16 protein-coding genes are annotated in these 15,984 nt (G+C 69.0%); 4 read left to right on the plus strand and 12 right to left on the minus strand.

The features are described from left to right. The first annotated feature begins 1 nt into the window (after position 1). Together ABAZ39_RS26700 and ABAZ39_RS26705 are read left to right on the plus strand one after the other, a co-directional pair. The gene (locus tag ABAZ39_RS26700; RefSeq protein ID WP_051658604.1) at positions 2-2,611 is read left to right on the plus strand and encodes a polyketide synthase; all 2,610 of its coding nucleotides are present in this window, start codon (positions 2-4) and stop codon (positions 2,609-2,611) included. Positions 2,612-2,755: 144 nt separating this feature from the next. Then, a complete protein-coding gene (locus ABAZ39_RS26705) occupies positions 2,756-3,157 on the plus strand; it encodes a nuclear transport factor 2 family protein (protein ID WP_040137380.1) in 402 nt (133 codons plus the stop codon). A 27-nt stretch (positions 3,158-3,184) separates the two neighbouring features. On the opposite strand, the gene ABAZ39_RS26710 is transcribed toward ABAZ39_RS26705, so the two are convergent. The 12 genes from ABAZ39_RS26710 to ABAZ39_RS26765 form a co-directional block, all read right to left on the minus strand. Continuing rightward, positions 3,185-4,006 carry a 4'-phosphopantetheinyl transferase family protein gene (locus tag ABAZ39_RS26710; RefSeq protein WP_081863368.1) on the minus strand — a complete coding sequence of 274 codons (822 nt, stop codon included), beginning with the start codon at positions 4,004-4,006 and terminating at the stop codon, positions 3,185-3,187. 170 nt (positions 4,007-4,176) lie between these two features. Further along, entirely contained in the window at positions 4,177-5,286 is a 1,110-nt protein-coding gene (locus ABAZ39_RS26715) for a LacI family DNA-binding transcriptional regulator (RefSeq protein ID WP_040137381.1), read from the minus strand. Between the two features lie 44 nt (positions 5,287-5,330). Continuing rightward, on the minus strand, positions 5,331-6,365 hold the full coding sequence (locus ABAZ39_RS26720) for a M14 family metallopeptidase (RefSeq protein ID WP_040137382.1): 1,035 nt from the start codon (positions 6,363-6,365) through the stop codon (positions 5,331-5,333). A 91-nt stretch (positions 6,366-6,456) separates the two neighbouring features. Then, positions 6,457-6,801 carry a RidA family protein gene (locus ABAZ39_RS26725; protein WP_040137383.1) on the minus strand — a complete coding sequence of 115 codons (345 nt, stop codon included), beginning with the start codon at positions 6,799-6,801 and terminating at the stop codon, positions 6,457-6,459. 35 nt (positions 6,802-6,836) lie between these two features. Further along, complete coding sequence (locus ABAZ39_RS26730; RefSeq protein WP_040137384.1) at positions 6,837-7,640, minus strand: transporter substrate-binding domain-containing protein; 804 nt, start codon at positions 7,638-7,640, stop codon at positions 6,837-6,839. Positions 7,641-7,708: 68 nt separating this feature from the next. Next, on the minus strand, positions 7,709-8,437 hold the full coding sequence (locus tag ABAZ39_RS26735) for an amino acid ABC transporter ATP-binding protein (RefSeq protein WP_040137385.1): 729 nt from the start codon (positions 8,435-8,437) through the stop codon (positions 7,709-7,711). Next, entirely contained in the window at positions 8,424-9,074 is a 651-nt protein-coding gene (locus ABAZ39_RS26740; RefSeq protein WP_040137386.1) for an amino acid ABC transporter permease, read from the minus strand. The genes ABAZ39_RS26735 and ABAZ39_RS26740 overlap by 14 nt, the downstream gene beginning before the upstream one ends. Before the next feature lie 14 nt (positions 9,075-9,088). Then, entirely contained in the window at positions 9,089-9,757 is a 669-nt protein-coding gene (locus tag ABAZ39_RS26745) for an amino acid ABC transporter permease (protein ID WP_144243647.1), read from the minus strand. A 21-nt stretch (positions 9,758-9,778) separates the two neighbouring features. Beyond that, a complete protein-coding gene (locus tag ABAZ39_RS26750; RefSeq protein ID WP_040137387.1) occupies positions 9,779-11,020 on the minus strand; it encodes an alanine racemase in 1,242 nt (413 codons plus the stop codon). Between the two features lie 212 nt (positions 11,021-11,232). Then, entirely contained in the window at positions 11,233-12,192 is a 960-nt protein-coding gene (locus tag ABAZ39_RS26755) for an efflux RND transporter periplasmic adaptor subunit (protein ID WP_040137388.1), read from the minus strand. Beyond that, positions 12,189-12,404 (minus strand): DUF1656 domain-containing protein, encoded by a 216-nt coding sequence (locus ABAZ39_RS26760; RefSeq protein WP_040137389.1) that lies wholly within the window; start codon positions 12,402-12,404, stop codon positions 12,189-12,191. The genes ABAZ39_RS26755 and ABAZ39_RS26760 overlap by 4 nt, the downstream gene beginning before the upstream one ends. Beyond that, entirely contained in the window at positions 12,401-14,515 is a 2,115-nt protein-coding gene (locus ABAZ39_RS26765) for an FUSC family protein (protein ID WP_051658607.1), read from the minus strand. Before ABAZ39_RS26765 ends, ABAZ39_RS26760 begins: the two co-directional genes overlap by 4 nt. A 76-nt stretch (positions 14,516-14,591) precedes the next feature. On the opposite strand from ABAZ39_RS26765, the gene ABAZ39_RS26770 reads away from it, so the two are divergent. After that, positions 14,592-15,401: an AraC family transcriptional regulator gene (locus ABAZ39_RS26770; protein ID WP_040137390.1), complete on the plus strand. Its 810-nt coding sequence runs from the start codon at positions 14,592-14,594 to the stop codon at positions 15,399-15,401. Between the two features lie 360 nt (positions 15,402-15,761). After that, a complete protein-coding gene (locus ABAZ39_RS26775) occupies positions 15,762-15,983 on the plus strand; it encodes a hypothetical protein (protein ID WP_040137391.1) in 222 nt (73 codons plus the stop codon). Position 15,984: the final 1 nt, after the last annotated feature.

The raw sequence follows: 15,984 nt of genomic DNA on the forward strand, positions 1-15,984 counted from the left end.
GATGTCGCAGGCGGGTTTGGGGCGTGGGGCGGTGGAGCCGGTGGCCGTCGTCGGGATGAGCGGAGTCTTTCCGGGCGCCGACGGCATCGCGGCTCTGCGGGATCTTCTGGAGCAGGGACGCCGCGTCGCGCCGGAGCGGCCGGCGGACCGGCCGTCCGAAGGCGGAAGCGCCACGGCGCCGCCGGTGTGCTGCATCCCCGGGGTAGGGCGGTTCGATGCGGCGTTCTTCGGCATCGCACCGATCGACGCCGAGCAGATGGACCCGCAGCAGCGCCTGTTCCTGGAGCAGGCGTGGAGCGCCGTCGAGGACGCCGGCCAACGGCCCGGCGGGCTGGCCGGCGGAAGGCTGGGGGTGTTCGTCGGTGCCCAGTACGGCGACTATGCCCGGTTGCTGGCGGCGGCGGGCGAACTGCGCGCCCAGGGCGCCACGGGCAACGCCCTGGCGATGATCGCCAACCGGGTGTCCTATCTTCTGGGCGTTCACGGCCCCAGCGAGACGGTCAGTTCCGGAGAAGCCTCGTCCCTCGTGGCCCTGCACCGGGCGGTGGCCGCCATCCGCTCCGGGCAGTGCGACGCCGCGCTGTGCGGCGGCGTCAACGTCCTGCTGCGGTCGGAGACCGCCGTCCGGATGCTGGAGCCGGGCGAGGCATCGCCGTCCGGGCAGTGCCGGGTCCTCGACGCCGCCGCCGACGGGCGCGTCGCCGCGGAGGGGTGCGGCGTGCTGTTCCTCAAGCCGCTGGGCGCCGCGCTGGCCGACCGCAATCCGGTCCATGCGCTCATCCGGGGCGTCGGCGTCGGCCACCGGGGCGGCGGCGCCCAATGGGATGCGTCCGCCATCGACGCCCTTGCCGATCTCCTGCTGCATGCCCACACCGCGGCGGGAACCGCCCCGCGGTCGCTCGGCCTGTTGGAAACCAGCGGCAGCGCCACCCTGGCCGGGGACGCGGCGGAAGTCGCCGCTTTGCACCGCGCCTTCACCCCGCAAACCGCCGGCGTCGCGCCGACGGAGCCGGACTGCACCCTCGGATCGGTCAAGGCCGCCATCGGGGACGCGGGCCCCGCCGCCGGGATCGCCGCGATCATCAAGGCGGTGCTCGCCTTGCGCGAGGGGCGGCGGTACGGCGTCCCCGGCCTGGACCGGCCGAATCCCGGTCTGGCCCGGGATGGCGGTCCCTTCGTGGTCCACCGGGACAGCCGGCCCTGGCCGCGCCCGGCGGGCGGACCGCGGCGGGCCGGGGTGACGGCGGTGAGCGCCGCCGGCACGATGGCCCACGCCATTCTCGAAGAATGGACCGGACCGGTGGCTGGCGATGGCGTGCCGGGCGGAAGCGTGCCCCCGCGCACCCGTCCCGTGCTCCTGTCGGCGGGCAGCGAAGCGGGGCTGGACGCCGTGGCCGCCGCCCTGCGGGGCTGGCTGCTCCGTCAGGGGGATGCGGGCGGTGACCGGCTCCTGCGGGACATCGCCCACACCCTGCGGACGGGCCGGACCGACCGCCCCTTCCGACTGGCGCTTCTGGCCTCCTCCCTCGGCGAACTGGCGGTTCTGCTGGACGCGGCGCTGGCCCGTTCCGCCGATCCGCGAATCCTGCGGGGACACGCGGCGGCCGGTTCCCCCGGGCCGTCGGGCTCCGGCCCCGAAGAGCTGGCGGGTGCCTGGGTGGCGGGTGCGGTGGTGGCATGGCCGGTGCCGGAGGAGGATGGAGCGGCGCGCCGGCTGTCGCTGCCGGTTCCCCCCTTCGTGGGCCGCAGCCATTGGTACCGCAAGGTGGAGCCGTCCCCCGCTCCGTCGCACGCCGCCCCATCACACGCGGCCCCGCCACCCGCCGCCGATTGGGCGGAGCGGGCGCGGCGCTGGCGGGGCGAGACGGTGGCGCTGGAATCGGGCGGCGAGGGCGTGGCGCTGGTCGTGCTCAAGGACGCGCGCAACCGCAACATGTTCACCGAGGATCTGTCCCTCGGGATTCTCGCGGCTTTTCAGGCCATCGCGGCGGACCCGTCCTTCCGCGTCGCCGTGATCACCGGCGAGGGGCCGGCCTTCGCCATGGGAGGCAGCCCGCAGGCGCTCAGCGACATCGTCGAGGGGCGGATGTCCTACACGGACTTCCCGTTCCTCTACGAATGCCTGCTGCGCTGCCCTCTGCCGGTGGTCGCCGCCATGCAGGGGAACGCGTCCGGTGCGGGCTTCGTCTTCGGGCTGTACGCCGACATCGTCGTTCTGGCGGAGGAGGCGACCTACGCCGCGAATTTCATGACGTTCGGCCTGACGCCGGGCTTCGGCGCCACGATGCTGCTGCCGGAGAAGCTGGGCCGCGGGCTGGCCGCGGAGATGATGCTTACCGGGGGCGCCTATTCCGGGGCGACGTTGCGGGAGCGCGGCGTCCCCTTCCCGGTCGTTCCCCGCGCGCGGGTGCTGGACCACGCGCTGTCCACCGCAAGGGGGCTGGCCGCCTTGCCCGCAGGATCGCTGCGCCTGATGAAGTCCTCTCTGGCGGGAGACCTGCTGAACCGCCTTCCCGCCGCGGTCGACGCCGAGCTGTCCGTACAGCGCAAGACTTATGCGTTTCCGGAGGTAAGGGAGCGCGTAAGCCGCCTTGTCATGCGCCTGTCATGAGAAATGTTTCCGATTTGTCCGCATGTTGTCGTAAAGGGTAAGACCTTTGTCCATCATTTGAATCCTTTTTTCGCACTGGAGTGACGTCGCCATTTGAAGGTTCCGCACCAAGATTCTGCATGGTTTTTCAAGAAAGGAGATGACATGGAACCTTCTGAACTCATCGAGATAACACGGGCGTATGTGAATAAGATCTCGTCCGGGGCGAGCGACGAGGATCTCGACCGCTTCTATGCACCGGACATCGTCCAGGAAGAGTTCCCAAACGCTTTCTTTCCTCAAGGGGCGCGGCGGAACCACAGCGCCATCAAGGAGGCGAACGCGAAGGGACGCAGCGCGCTGTCCGCCCAGACCCTCGAGATCGTGAACATCGTCGCCATGGGGAACAACGTGGCGCTGGAGGCGCACTGGACGGGAACGCTGGCGGTTCCGCTCGGCTCGCATCCGCCGGGCACCACGCTGTGCGCGCATTTCGCCCAGTTCCTTGAGTTCAAGGACGGCCTGATCTGGCGCCAGCGCAGCTACGATTGCTACGATCCGCTGTAACGGGCGGCGGGGTCCGGTGCCGCCGGATCATCCGGCCGGCACCGGGGTTCCCAGGGCGACCGCGCCGATGTGGCGGTCGAACAGGCTGAATTGTTCGAAGCGCCAGCGGTCCGCGCGGTCGGCGATGCCCTCGCCCAGGCGCATCGCGATGCGCGCGTCCGGACCGTATTGGAATTCCATGTCGCGGAAGGGCAGGGACAGCCCGACGCCCCGCGCCTTGGCGTAGGCCTCCTTGAGCGTCCAGGATCGCAGGAAGGCCAGCCGGCTCTCCTCCGCCGGAAGGCCCTGCAGGAAGCGGCGCTCGCTGTCGGAGAAGGCATGCCGGGCGATGCCCGCCGCGTCGGCGTGGCGGTCCGCGCATTCGACATCCACACCCACCTCACCCTCCCTCGCCACGCCCACGAGCGCCAGCCCCGCGGCGTGCGAAAGGTTGAAGCGCAGCCGTCGGGAAATGGCCGGGTCGGCGATCTCGGGCCGGCCGTAGGGGTTGGCGGCGAACCGCCAGTCCGCCGGCTCGATCGGCTCGTACCGCGAGAGGACACAGCGCAGCAGCAGGTGGGCCGCGATGAACAGATGGCGGTCCCGGTCGAAATGATAGCGGCGGCAGCGCCGCAGGTCGTCGTCCCCGAACAGGCCCAGCCGTTCCGGCTCCGCCAGGACCGCCGGATCGAGATCGGAGGTCCGGCAGCACCACAACCCCACCCCCGTCAGCCCCGAGGATATCTCATGCGCCCAGACCTCGACCGGATGGTGCAGAAGGCGCCTTTGCGCGACGGACGCGGGGGGCGGCCATAAGGCGCTCCGACGGCGGTCGCGGTCCGGGTCTGCGTCGGTCTGAACGGCTGTCATGAGCGGGTTGCCATCATGGGCTGGCCTGTTGCAGGGACGGGGGCGGTGTCGGCGGTCGGGTCCCGTCGCCGTTCCGGTCACCCATTATGCCACATGATCGGTTTCGCGGCTGAGCGGCCGGTCCAGCGCACGGCTACCGGGATCGCGACCGCGAGACCCGTGCCGGCCCATCAGCTGCTGCCGCGACCGGTCAGCGTCAGTTCGACGGCGCAGGTCGGTTCCGAAGGCATTTCGCCGCGCATCCGCTGCAGGATCATCGCCCCGGCCTGGCGGCCGAGGTCGCGGCTGTCGATTCCGATGGTGGTCAGGCCGGGCGGCAGCTCTTCGGCGACGTCGTTGTGGCCGAAGCCGAGAATGGCGATGTCGTCGGGCAGGCGCATGCCCAGCCGGCGCGCTTCCAGCAGCGCGCCGGTCGCCAGAAGGTCGTTGGCGCAGAACACCGCCTCGACCTCCGCGTTTCGCGAGAGAAGATCGCCGAGCGCGCGGCGGCCGTCGACCATGCTGCTGACCCCGTCGACGGACAGTTCGGCGACGATGTCGAGCCCGGCGGCGCGGGCACCCTCGCGGAAGCCGGTGAGTCGGAGGGCGCCGCGGCCGCTGCGGCGACCGATGAATCCGACGCGACGGTAGCCGCGCTCGGCGAAATGCTCGGCCGCCAGCCGGCCCCCGTCGATGTTCGAGAAACCGACCAGCATGTCGATCGGGTCGCGGGGATAGGCCCAGGTTTCCATGATCGGGATTCCCAGCGCCCGCAGAGCCCGCCGGTTCTCCTCGATCTCGATGACGCCGGTGAACATGACTGCCGCCGGACGCATCTCGCGCAGCGACTGGATCATCGTCGTCTCCTTGGCGTAGGAGTAGGAGGTCTGTCCGATCATCAACTGATAGCCCTGCGGCTCCAGCACCTCGCCGCAGCCCTGCACGGCGAGGCAGAACTGCTGGCTCTGCAGGTTCGAGACGAAGGCGGCGACGATGTTCGACTGGCCGGACCTCAGCGCGCGGGCGTGGGGGTTGGTGGCGTAGCCGGTGCGCTCCACGATCTCCAGGATCTTGCGGCGCTTGGCCTCGGCCACCTTTTCCGGATGGCGCAGGGCGCGCGAGACGGTGATCGGCGAGACCCCGGCAAGCCGGGCGATCTCGACGATGCGCGGCGGAGCCGCCCCGTCGCGGCCCCCCTCCTCGACCGGCCCCCCGTCGCTGGATGGCAACGGTTCCGCGGCCCGCAGGCGGAGGACGTCGTCGATGGTCGGCGGCCGCTTTGCCGCACCGGTGTCACTCATGCCGCCCGTCTCCCGTCTGTTGGTCCGCGGTTGTCAATCCGCGGTCAGGCCGCGCGCGCCAGGATGCCCGCCTCCTCGACCGGACGCGCCACCTGGATCAGGCAGTCGCCGGCCTCGCTGTCGCTGTGCAGGCGCCGCGAGATGACGATGCCCGCCTCCTGGAAGCGCAGTTCCTCTTCCGGCTGGTCGAGGCGCGTCAGGTCGTGGAACCAGCCGGCGAGGTCGCCGGCGGTGACCCGCGCCCCGACGTCGACCGCCGGCTCGAACCAGCCGCGCCGCAGCGCGTAGATGGCCTGCCGGTGGCTGTCAAGCTGAAGCAGTTGCATGGGGGCAGGAGCGGGCCCGGACGCCGCGAGGACCGGCGCATCGGTCAAGCCGACGGCGATCAGCAGGTTGTCGATGGCGCGGGCGGTGTAGGCCATGGTCTCCGGCGTCACCGTGCCGCCGCCGCCGAACTCGCCGCTGATGCCGATGACCCCGGCCCGCGCCGCGGCCGCCATCGAGGTCGGGGCCGTGGCGCCGTTCTCCGCCACGAAGCCGTAGGGCATGCCCAGCGCCTGCATCAGCTCCAGGGCGCGGCCCAACCGGTCGGGCGTGCCCTGCCGCTCGATCAGGGCGCACGGCAGGTGGGCCATCGAGGTGCCGCCGGAATGCAGGTCGAACACCACGTCGTGGCGCGGAAACAGCTCGTGTTCGAGGAAATGGGCCAGCCGGAAGGTCGGAGATCCGGCCGGGTCGCCGGGGAAGGCGCGGTTGAGGTTGCCCTCGTCCAGCGGCGAGCGCCGCCGCGCCGCCATCACGGCCGGCGCGTTGGTGGCCGGCAGGATCGTCACCTCGCCGCGGATGCGCGCGGGATCGAGACGGCGGAACAGGCGGCCCAGCAGCAATTCGCCTTCGTATTCGTCGCCATGGTTGCCCGCCATCAGCAGCACGCGCGGACCAGCCCCGTTGCGCACGCGGCAGACCGGGACCTTCACCTGATAATAGGGGGAGCGGTCCACCGAGAACGGGATGCTGAGGAAATCCAGCGACTTGCCGTCGGCGGCAAAATCGAGCGCGTGGTAGAGGCCAGTGTGCATTCCAAAAACCTTCTGGCGGAGGGGCGCCCTGACAGCGTTAGCCTGGGCAGCGGTTGCCCGGCGCCTCCTCCGGTTCGCCGAAAAAGCCCGCTTACAGCGAGGCCAGCGCCGTCATCTCGACCCGCAGGTCCGGGTCGGCCAGCCGCGCCTCGGTGCAGGCGCGGGCCGGCGGGTTGGCCGGGTCGATCCAGGCGTCGTAGACCTCGTTCATGGCGTCGAAGTCGGTGATGTGCGGCAGGAAGACGTTGACGGCGACCAGCTTGGACTTGTCGGTGCCGGCCTCCTCCAGCAGGGCGTCGATCTTCGCCAGCACGTCCCGGGTCTGCTCCCCGATCGAACCCTTGCGGTTGTTGGCGACCTGGCCCGCGATGTGGACCATGCCCTGGCAGACGACGGCCTGGCTCATGCGCGAACCGACCTGGAACCTCGTGATCATCGAATGAAACCTCTCTTGCGGTGCCGAACGGCGGATTACATCTGCGGAAGCGTCTGCTTCTCCTTGAACCACTTCATCTGAAGGGCGCTCAGCTTGCCGTTCAGGCGGTTGTAGAACAGGAAGGTGTTGATCCAGTTGACCATGTCCTGCTCGCCGTGGCGGACGGCCACATGGGCCGGCGACTGGCGGATCAGGAACTTCAGCTCGACATCCTTGCCGGGATTGTCCTCAGTGACCTTCAGCGCGATGGCGCTGTTCTCGGCGAAGGCCTCGACCTGGCCGGCCAGATAGGCGGCGATGGCGCCGGGGGTGTCCTCGAAACGGACCAGCTTGGCGCCGGGGGCGTTGTCGGTCAGCCAGATGTCGAGCGTCGAGCCCTTGGCGACGCCGATGCTGTGGCCCTTCAGCTCGGCCGGATCGGTGGCGGTGGCCATCCCCTTCAGCCCGTAGACGCCGAGATTGACCGCGGCGTAGGGCTGGGAGAAGGTCACCTGCTGGGCGCGCTCCGGCGTCGCGCCGGCGGCGGCGATCAGCACGTCCACCTTGTTGGCGAGCAGGCTGGGGATGCGGTTGGCGCCGGTCACCTGGACCAGATCCAGCTTCACGCCCATGTCGGCGGCCATCAGCTTGGCAAGGTCGATGTCGAGGCCGGCGGCCTCGCCCTTGGCGTCCTTGAAGCCCCAGGGGGCGGCGTCCATCAGCACGCCGACGCGCAGCTTGCCGGCCGACAGCACGTTCTGCAGGGCATCCGCCTTCGCGGCGGACGGCAGGGCGGTGGCGGACAGGGCGACGGTGGCGCAGACCGCCACGGCGGCGGCAAGGGTCCGGAAGAGTCTCACGACATTGCTCCTCTGTTCTGGTCGTTGTCCGGCCCTCAAGGGGTCGGTGAAGGGAGACCGGTGGTGGCTCAGCGCGCGGAGGCGATGAAGCTCCGCAGCTCGGGGGTGCGGGGATTGGCGAAGAGTTCCGCCGGCGGCCCCTCCTCCCAGACGCGGCCCTGGTGCATGAAGACGATCTTGGAGGCGACGTTGCGGGCGAAGCCCATCTCGTGGGTGACCAGGACCATCGTCATGCCCTGCCGCGCCATGTCCTCCATCACCTTCAGAACCTCGCCGACCAGCTCCGGGTCGAGGGCCGAGGTCACCTCGTCGAACAGCATCAGGTGCGGCCCCATGGCGAGGCAGCGGGCGATGGCGACGCGCTGCTGCTGCCCGCCCGAGAGCTGGGCCGGATAGGCGTCGATCTTGTCGGCCAGCCCGACGCGGGCCAGCACGTCGAGCGCCAGGGCCCGGCCTTCCGCCTTGGCGATCCGCTTGTTGAGGATCGGGGCCAGCGTGATGTTGCGTTCCACCGTCAGGTGCGGGAACAGGTTGAAGGCCTGGAAGACGATGCCGACGCGCTGGCGGAAGCCGCGCAGGTTCGGCATATCGGTGCGCACCGACTGGCCCTCCACCGTGATCTCGCCGCCGTCGATGCGCTCCAGCGCGTTGATGCAGCGCAGCAGGGTCGATTTGCCGGAGCCCGACTTGCCGATGATGGTGACGATCTCGCCCTCGTCGATGCTGAGCGAAACCCCCTTGAGCACCTCGATGGAACCGTAGCTCTTGGAAACGTTCTTGATGTCAACGAGCGCCATTGAGACGGGCCTCCAGGGAACGCGCCCACAGGGTGAGCGGCAGGCAGGCGGCGAAGTAGATCGCCGCGACGATCGAGTAGACCAGCAGGGGCTGGAAGGTGGCGGCGCTGACCAGCTGGCCGGCGCGGGCGAGTTCGACGAAGCCGACGATGGAGGCCAGCGACGTGCCCTTGATGAGCTGGACGAGGAAGCCGACGGTCGGCGGCAGCGCCATGCGGAAGGCCTGCGGCGCGATGACGTAGCGGAACTGGTGCCAGGTTGATAGGCCGAGGCAGGCGGCGGCCTCCCACTGCTCGTGCTTCACCGCCTCGATGCCGCCGCGCCAGATCTCGCCGAGGAAGGAGGCGGTGTAGACGGTCATGGCGATGCCGACGGCGACCAGCGGCGGCATCTCCACCCCGAGGAAGACCGGCATGCCGAAGTAGAAGAACATCAGCAGGCCGAGCAGCGGGACGCCCTGGACGAGCTGGAGGAAGGCGGTGGCGGTCCAGCGCAGCGCGCGGCGGGCGCTGGTCCGCATCAGGGCTAGCGCCAGCGCCAGCGGAGCGCCGAAGGCGAGCGCGATGAGGACGAGGACGCCCGTCCATTGCAGCGCGCTGAGCAGCGACAGGAAGTCGGCGAGGGAAAAGGAACGCATGGCCGGTGTCTCCGTCAGCGCCGCACCGGCCAGCGGAAGGCGAGGCGCCCCACCGCGGCGAACAGCAGTTTGAAGGTCATCACCAGGGCGAAGTAGATGCCGCAGATCACGGCATAGACCTCGAAGCTGCGGTAGGTGCGCGTCTCGATGAAGCCGCCGGTGTGGAACAGCTCCTCCGCCGAGATCTGCGAGGCCAACGATGTGCCGAGCAGCAGCAGGACGAACTGGCTGGTGAAGGCGGGGTAGACGCTGCGCAGGGCTGGCGGCAGCACGACATGGCGGAACACCTGCCAGCGGGTCAGCCCCAGGCACTGGCCGGCCTCGACCTGGCTGCCGGGTATGGCGTCGAGCCCGGCGCGGACGATCTCGGTGCAGTAGGCGCCGAAATAGAGGCCGAGCGCGATCGCCGCCGCCTCGAAGGCTCCCATCCGCAGGCCGAAGCCCGGCAGCACGAAGAAGACCACGAACAGCTGGATCAGCGACGGCGTGTTGCGGATCAGCTCGACGTAGCCGCGGATCGCCCAGCGCACCGGGCGCGGCCCGCTGCGCACCGCCGCCGCCCCGGCGACGCCGATGGCGGTGCCGATCACCGCGGCGACCAGGGTCAGCAAGAGCGTGTGCAGCGTGCCGTCGATCAGCTGGTCCTGGTAGCGCAGGAGTTGCTGGAAATTCAATGTCTGCATGGCGTGTCGGGCCGCCTTGGATCAGCCGAAGAAGGTGCGGTAGGCGCTGCGGACCCGCCCGTCGGCGCCGAGGCCGAACAGCACGCGCCAGCGGTCGATGCAGGTGCAGGGGTGCGAGATCCCGAATTCGACGATGTCGCCAACCGCGAGATCATGGGCGGCGAGGTCATGGCCAGCGAGATCATGGCGGGCCGGCACGGCGACGAAGGCGTGCTGGTCGTTCAGCCGGGTCACCCGCAGGCCCTCCGCGGAGAGCGCAGCGCCGTCGCGGTGGACCCGCAGGGGCCGGGGCAGGCCCTGGTCGAAGGAGGCGTCGCGCATGCCGAAGCCGCAGATGGCCAGTTCCGGTTCCGGCCGGGTCAGCACCTCCGCCCACAGGCGCAGGGCCGGGCGGAAATCGGCCGCCGTGGCGCCGCCGCAGGCGAACCCTTGCCGTGCGTCGAGCGCGCCGAGCGCGCGTTCGTAGACGCCGTGGTCGTGGAAGAAGATGGCGCCGCTGCGCAGCACCAGCGTGGCGTTGCCGTCCGTCGCGGCGACCGGCGCCAGACCGGTCACCACCATGTCGAAGAAGGCGGAACCGCCCGCGGTGAGCAGCAACGGCCGCTCCGGGGCCAGCGCGCGCACCAGCGCGAAGGCTTCCGCCGTGCGCCGCATCAGGGCGGCGATGTTGGCGGCGGTCTCGGCCGGATCGGCGGTGGCGACCGCCCCTTCGTAGGTGGCGACGCCGTCGAGGACCACGCCGACCTCGACCAGGACGGGCAGCCGCCGCCCGGCGGCGCGCGCCGCGGCGGCGAGCGTCTCGACCGCGGCGGGGGAGTCGGCGAAGGCGCGCAGGTCGGCGTCGGGATGGGCGGCGAGCAGCGCGCCCAGCCGCTCGCCGCTGGCCCGGCCGCCGATCTCGTTGGCGAGGATCAGCCGGGTCACGCCGGCGCGCAGCAGAACGGCCGCCTGCTGCAGGTTGGCGACGGTGGCGCCCCAGGCGCCGGCCTCCACCAGGGCGGAGGCGATCTGCGGGGCCATCGGCGTCTTGGCATGCGGGGCCAGCGCCACGCCGTGACGGCGCGCATAGGCGAAGATCAGGTCCCGGTTGGCGGCGAAGGCGTCCTCGTCGAGCGTCAGCACCGGAAGCGCCATGTCGCCCGCGGCCGGCCGCCAGCCCCGGGCGCCGACATCACGCAGCCGCAGCGGCGCCGCTCCGGGCGGCACCCCCCGGATGCTGTCGTCTAAAGGGCTGTCGAGCAGGGCATCGAGAAACAGGCTCATGGGACAATCCTGACCAGCCAGATGAGGGCAAAGGCGATGAACGCTAATGACAACGTTATCATATCGCCGTTTCGTATCGATGACAACGTTGTCATGACCGTTCGGTGAAATTTTATTCTTCCGCGAGCCGCGGCTGGGCTGACGCCACCGTTCCTTGCCGGCGCGGCCGGTCAAACCTTCCGCCGAAAAGGCCGAGGTGTCAGGGCAGCCCCTTAAGACATGGTATCGGGGCGAACTCCGTGATCGGGCCGATGAGCACCCGTGGCCGTTCCGGAGTCCGCAGGGCTGATCTCGGCAGGGCTGATCTCGGCAGGGCTGATCTCGATGGTCGCCGTCATGCCCGCCGCCAGCTCGACCCCGGAGGGCACCCGATCGATATGGATGCGGACCGGGATGCGCTGGGCGAGTCGCACCCAGGAAAACGTTGCCGCCACATTCGGCAGGCCGAGATGACCCGGCGTGTCGTTGCTGTTCTCGATGCCGCGGCCGATGCTTTCGACATGGCCCGATATCGGCTGATCGAAGCCCATCAGCATGATGTTCGCCGGGCTGCCGACGCGGATGTGTCGGATCTTCGTTTCCTCGAAATAGCCGGTGATCCGGAAGCTGGCCGCGTCGAGAACGGCGACCTTCGTCACGCCAGCCGTGGCATAGTCACCGGGCCGCAGCCTCAGATTGGTGACATAGCCATCGATCGGCGAGCGGATGGTGGAGCGCGCGAGGTCGAGTTTGGCGAGATCGAGAGCCGCGACCGCCGCCTGATAGGCAGCCCCTGCCGCCGTGGCCGCTCCACCCGACTGCTGCACGGCCTCCTGGGACAGGACATCGCGCAGCTGGCTGTGTCGCCGCGCCGTCGCCTGCCGAACGAGCATGTCCTGCCGTTTGGCTTCGACGTCGGCTTCCGCCTGTGCCACGGCAAGCCGGAGCCGCTCAGGATCGATCGCATACAAAATGTCGCCGCGATGGACGTGCTGATTATCGACAACGGATACGGCGCTGACCGTGCCGGAGACCTCCGGTGCGATCTGCACGACATCCACGCTCACGCGCCCGTCGCGGGTCCAGGGCGTCCGCTCGTAACGGCTCCACGCCTCCCACGCGACGAATGCGGAGGCAACCACGAGGCAAAGAGTCAGGGCATAGCGGCCGAGAAGGGACAGAACAGACGTCATGGCAATGTTCCAACCGAGGGCAGGCACTGCACGAGCAGACCGTAGATGAGGACGAAGATGGCAGGCTCGACGAGCGGCCGATGAGCGAACAGGCGGTGGATGCCGGTGGCGGCGAGGGCGCGGACCACCACCATGGTGGCGCCCAGGGCGGCGAACGCGAGCACCACCAGACCGGGGATGAGGACGCCCCCGACGCTGAGGTCAACGATCATGGGCTGTGTTTTCCTTTCACCGTTTCACCGGAACCGAGCGCGAATCGAAGGTCGATGAGCAGGTCGAGCAACCGCAAACGGTCTTTGATCGAGCTGCCGGCGATCAGTGCCGCCAGCGCCTCGACGCGCCGGACGAGGTCGGCGTGATCGACAGGGCCGGTCCGACCCCTGGCGCCGAAGCGTGCGGCGACCGCCAGAAGCAGTTCTCTCGCTTTGTCGCCGACCTCGCCCTCGGTCCGTGGGATCGTCTTGCGGAGCTGGCCTGCGGCGTGACCGATGCGAAGATGGTGCAGCGTATCGTCAAGGACGTCCGAATAGGCGTTCCCGGACGCCCGCAATCTTGGAAGCAGCAGCGCCGTCCGATCGATCATGAGGCTCGTCCAGTGTGCCTCGTTGGGCGCGGCACCCAGGGCTCGACGTCCGACGTCCCGCCGGCTTACGTGAAGCAGCCGGTTGATCGCCGTGTCGACCGGCACGGTCTGGAACAGGGACATGCTGACCGCCGCAAAGCCGACCGCCGCGAAGAGCGCGATCACCATGTTGAGGGAGGCCGCGAAATCGCCGGTGTAGGTGGGGCCCAGACCCGAGAGGATCGGAATTGTGAGGGTGATGCCGAGCGCCCGGAAGGCCGTCGGGAGCCGCGTCTGCAGGGAACCGGCGAACAGAAACGCCGGGGCGAGAACCGCGACGAGAACGGCGAAGCTCGTGACCTGGGGAAGGATGACGTAGCTGTAGGCGAGGCTGATCGCCACCCCATGGATCGAGCCGACCATATACTTGATGACGTTGGGCACCGGCGTGTCGACATTCCCGAACAGCGTGCAGCAGACGCCGAGGATGGACACCGCCGTCCCGCCCTCCGGCCAGGCCGACCCGATCCAGAAGGCGCAACCGATGAGGATGCCGACCATGGCGCCCAGGGCAGCCCGCGCCGCCATCCAGGGATCGCGGTGATAGACGTAGCCCTTCGCACGCCGCGGCCCATGAAGCGGCGCCGCATCGCGCGCGCGGTCGACAGTCCCGATGGTTCGGACGAGCCTGTCGCAGTCCTGGAGCAGGCCGATCATCTCCGCCAGATGTCCGGCGAGATTGGCGGCCAGCCGGTCGCCAAGCGTTGAGGCGTCTGCGCCCAAATGGTTCCGGATCGCCCGGGCGCGGCCAATCAGGTGGGCTGCGGCGCCGTCCCGCTCGGCCACCCCGGCGGTTGCGATCCATGCTCCGACGTCATCGAGCAGCGCACTCAGCGCATCGGGTACGCCGTCACCCCCGGCGCCGAGGACGTGCATCCGGTCCTCGATCTCCGTCGCGAGCGGAAGCAGCCGTGCGAGCCGGTCATGGACCAGCTGCAGCTTTTCACGACGCGGCGTCATGGGGGCCGCGTCATACGGCAGATGAGTTGCAAGCCCTTGCAGGGCAAGAAGGTCCGCCGCAAGCTGGTTGCGGTCCCGACGGCTCGTTGCCGGCGTTCCGCTGAGCACATCCGCCGCCAGCCGCCGCGCGTCCTGCAGCGTTGCCGACAGCTTGCCGGTGAACTGGCCCGTCATGCGCTTCGGCACGACATAGCGGTGCACCAGGATGGCGCAGAGAATCCCGATGGATATCTCCTGGACCCGCACCGAGGCCGTTTCGAAGACCGCGCCGGGATCGAGGACACTGGGGAAACCGATCAGGCTCGCCGTGTAGCCGGCAAGAACGAAGGCGTAGGCCCGCGGTGTGCGATCGAGCAGCGAGAAGAACAGGCACAGCCCGATCCAGCCGGCCAGAACCGCGCTGCACGTGATCGGATCGTTCACGCAATTCGGAACGATCGCTACCGTCGCCGCGGCACCGGCCATCGTCCCCGCGAAGCGATAGACGCCCCGGCTGAGCGATGCCCCGACGGAGGTCTGCGACACGATGTAGACGGTGACAACGGCCCAGAACGGCTTGGGAAGGCCGATGCGCAACGCGATGCAGTAGGCCAGCATCGCCGCGGCGAAACTCTTCACCGAAAAGAGGATCGCATCCGCATCCGCCCTCATGGCGGGCGTGCGGAGGGCGTCGAGTCCTGCGCGCAGCATGGCGGCACTGGCCTTGCGCAAGAGGGTGATTGCGGCGTTCCCGGTGGTCATGCCGCCAGTTGTGACCGATTTGCAGAATTTGATAAATTCGGTATTCTGTCAGAAAATATCCAAAAGCTGCCAATCGATGCCCCTTTCACGATCAGCCGTCTCCGCCTTCGACCCCGATCTCACGGATCGGCCGGCCGTCGCGCGCCAGCTCAACTTCGTGGACCATGAGGCGGAAGTGCCGATGCACACGCACCGCAAGGGCCAGTTGATCCTCGCGCTGCATGGCGCCGTCACCTGCACCGCGGACAATGAGATCTGGATCGTACCGCCCAATTGCGGCGTTTGGATTCCCGGCGGTGTGCCGCATTCCGCCCGTGCGACGGCAAACGCGCGGCTCAACTACCTGTTCGTCGAGCCGGGGGCAGCGGGCTTGCCCGCGGACTGCTGCACTCTGTCCGTCTCCCCGTTGATCCGGGAAATGGTCGATCGGTTGGCTCGGGAGCCTGCCGATTATCCCTCGGACGGCCATGCGGCCCGGCTTGCGAGGGTGGCTCTCGACGAACTGGCCGACATGCCGCGTGAGCGCTTCAACCTTCCGATCTCCAGCACTCCGAAGATCCGTGCGATGGCGGATGCCTTGACGGTGGCCCCCTCCGACCGCAGCACATTGGCCGAATGGGCCAAGCGCGTGGCGATGAGCGAAAGGTCGCTGGCTCGTTTGATGATCCGCGAGACGGGCCTGACGTTCGGACGCTGGCGGCAGCAGCTTCACCTTGTCATCGCCCTTCGGGAACTGGCCAGCGGTGCGGCGGTCCAGGACGTAGCCGCCGAACTGGGCTATGACTCGGTCAACGCCTTCATCACGATGTTCAAGAAGGCTTTGGGAAGCACGCCCGCACAATACTTCGCACAACGCAGGACGGAAATACTTCCGCCGCTGAAATAAACTTCCGTTGATTGAGCAATCCTATGATTGCTGAAATCCATGCGTTTGCGCATGGACTCGCCGGCCCCCGCGCGTGGCGTGGGTCGTGCCCCCCTGTGCGATGCATGAGCTGTGGGGAACCTCCTTGCAACACGCCCGTCCTGCGCTGGATGTCGCCGCCGCCCTGATCTCGACCAGCGCTCGGGGTTCGGAATCGGCGAAAAACCGCGCCCGGAACGAAGCGCGCGCTTGACGTCGCGCATAAATCCTACTTTCCTATATGAAATAAGGAAAATTACACCTCCGAGAAATGTAAATCTGATGCGACCACGGCCCGGGCGATGGCTCTCCGCCTTGCCCCAGCCAAACAGGAGACCCGGCATGAAGGCTTCGGATGACTTCCACTGGATGCTGATCGCGTCGCTCAGCCCGTCTTGCGCCTTGCCCTTGCCCCTGCCGCCGCAACTTTCGGACGATGCGCCGGACCAGACGCTTGCGCCCCACCGGACGCGCATGGAAGAGCCGCCGCTCAGCCACTGGCTGGCCTTGGGGGCCGGCGTCGTCCTGGCCGTCCTTCCGGTGCTGGTGGCCGCGCTGGCCTGAT

The sequence above is a fragment of the Azospirillum argentinense genome (genome assembly GCF_000632475.1).
In the GTDB taxonomy this organism is placed as follows: domain Bacteria; phylum Pseudomonadota; class Alphaproteobacteria; order Azospirillales; family Azospirillaceae; genus Azospirillum; species Azospirillum baldaniorum.

What these genes read in the sequence shown, in the direction of transcription:
- ABAZ39_RS26700 (WP_051658604.1), top strand. Translation starts at nt 2, where the DNA reads ATGTCGCAGGCGGGTTTGGGGCGTGGGGCGGTGGAGCCGGTGGCCGTC.
- ABAZ39_RS26705 (WP_040137380.1), top strand. Translation starts at nt 2,756, where the DNA reads ATGGAACCTTCTGAACTCATCGAGATAACACGGGCGTATGTGAATAAG.
- ABAZ39_RS26710 (WP_081863368.1), bottom strand. Translation starts at nt 4,006, where the DNA reads ATGACAGCCGTTCAGACCGACGCAGACCCGGACCGCGACCGCCGTCGG.
- ABAZ39_RS26715 (WP_040137381.1), bottom strand. Translation starts at nt 5,286, where the DNA reads ATGAGTGACACCGGTGCGGCAAAGCGGCCGCCGACCATCGACGACGTC.
- ABAZ39_RS26720 (WP_040137382.1), bottom strand. Translation starts at nt 6,365, where the DNA reads ATGCACACTGGCCTCTACCACGCGCTCGATTTTGCCGCCGACGGCAAG.
- ABAZ39_RS26725 (WP_040137383.1), bottom strand. Translation starts at nt 6,801, where the DNA reads ATGATCACGAGGTTCCAGGTCGGTTCGCGCATGAGCCAGGCCGTCGTC.
- ABAZ39_RS26735 (WP_040137385.1), bottom strand. Translation starts at nt 8,437, where the DNA reads ATGGCGCTCGTTGACATCAAGAACGTTTCCAAGAGCTACGGTTCCATC.
- ABAZ39_RS26740 (WP_040137386.1), bottom strand. Translation starts at nt 9,074, where the DNA reads ATGCGTTCCTTTTCCCTCGCCGACTTCCTGTCGCTGCTCAGCGCGCTG.
- ABAZ39_RS26745 (WP_144243647.1), bottom strand. Translation starts at nt 9,757, where the DNA reads ATGCAGACATTGAATTTCCAGCAACTCCTGCGCTACCAGGACCAGCTG.
- ABAZ39_RS26750 (WP_040137387.1), bottom strand. Translation starts at nt 11,020, where the DNA reads ATGAGCCTGTTTCTCGATGCCCTGCTCGACAGCCCTTTAGACGACAGC.
- ABAZ39_RS26755 (WP_040137388.1), bottom strand. Translation starts at nt 12,192, where the DNA reads ATGACGTCTGTTCTGTCCCTTCTCGGCCGCTATGCCCTGACTCTTTGC.
- ABAZ39_RS26760 (WP_040137389.1), bottom strand. Translation starts at nt 12,404, where the DNA reads ATGATCGTTGACCTCAGCGTCGGGGGCGTCCTCATCCCCGGTCTGGTG.
- ABAZ39_RS26765 (WP_051658607.1), bottom strand. Translation starts at nt 14,515, where the DNA reads ATGACCACCGGGAACGCCGCAATCACCCTCTTGCGCAAGGCCAGTGCC.
- ABAZ39_RS26770 (WP_040137390.1), top strand. Translation starts at nt 14,592, where the DNA reads ATGCCCCTTTCACGATCAGCCGTCTCCGCCTTCGACCCCGATCTCACG.
- ABAZ39_RS26775 (WP_040137391.1), top strand. Translation starts at nt 15,762, where the DNA reads ATGAAGGCTTCGGATGACTTCCACTGGATGCTGATCGCGTCGCTCAGC.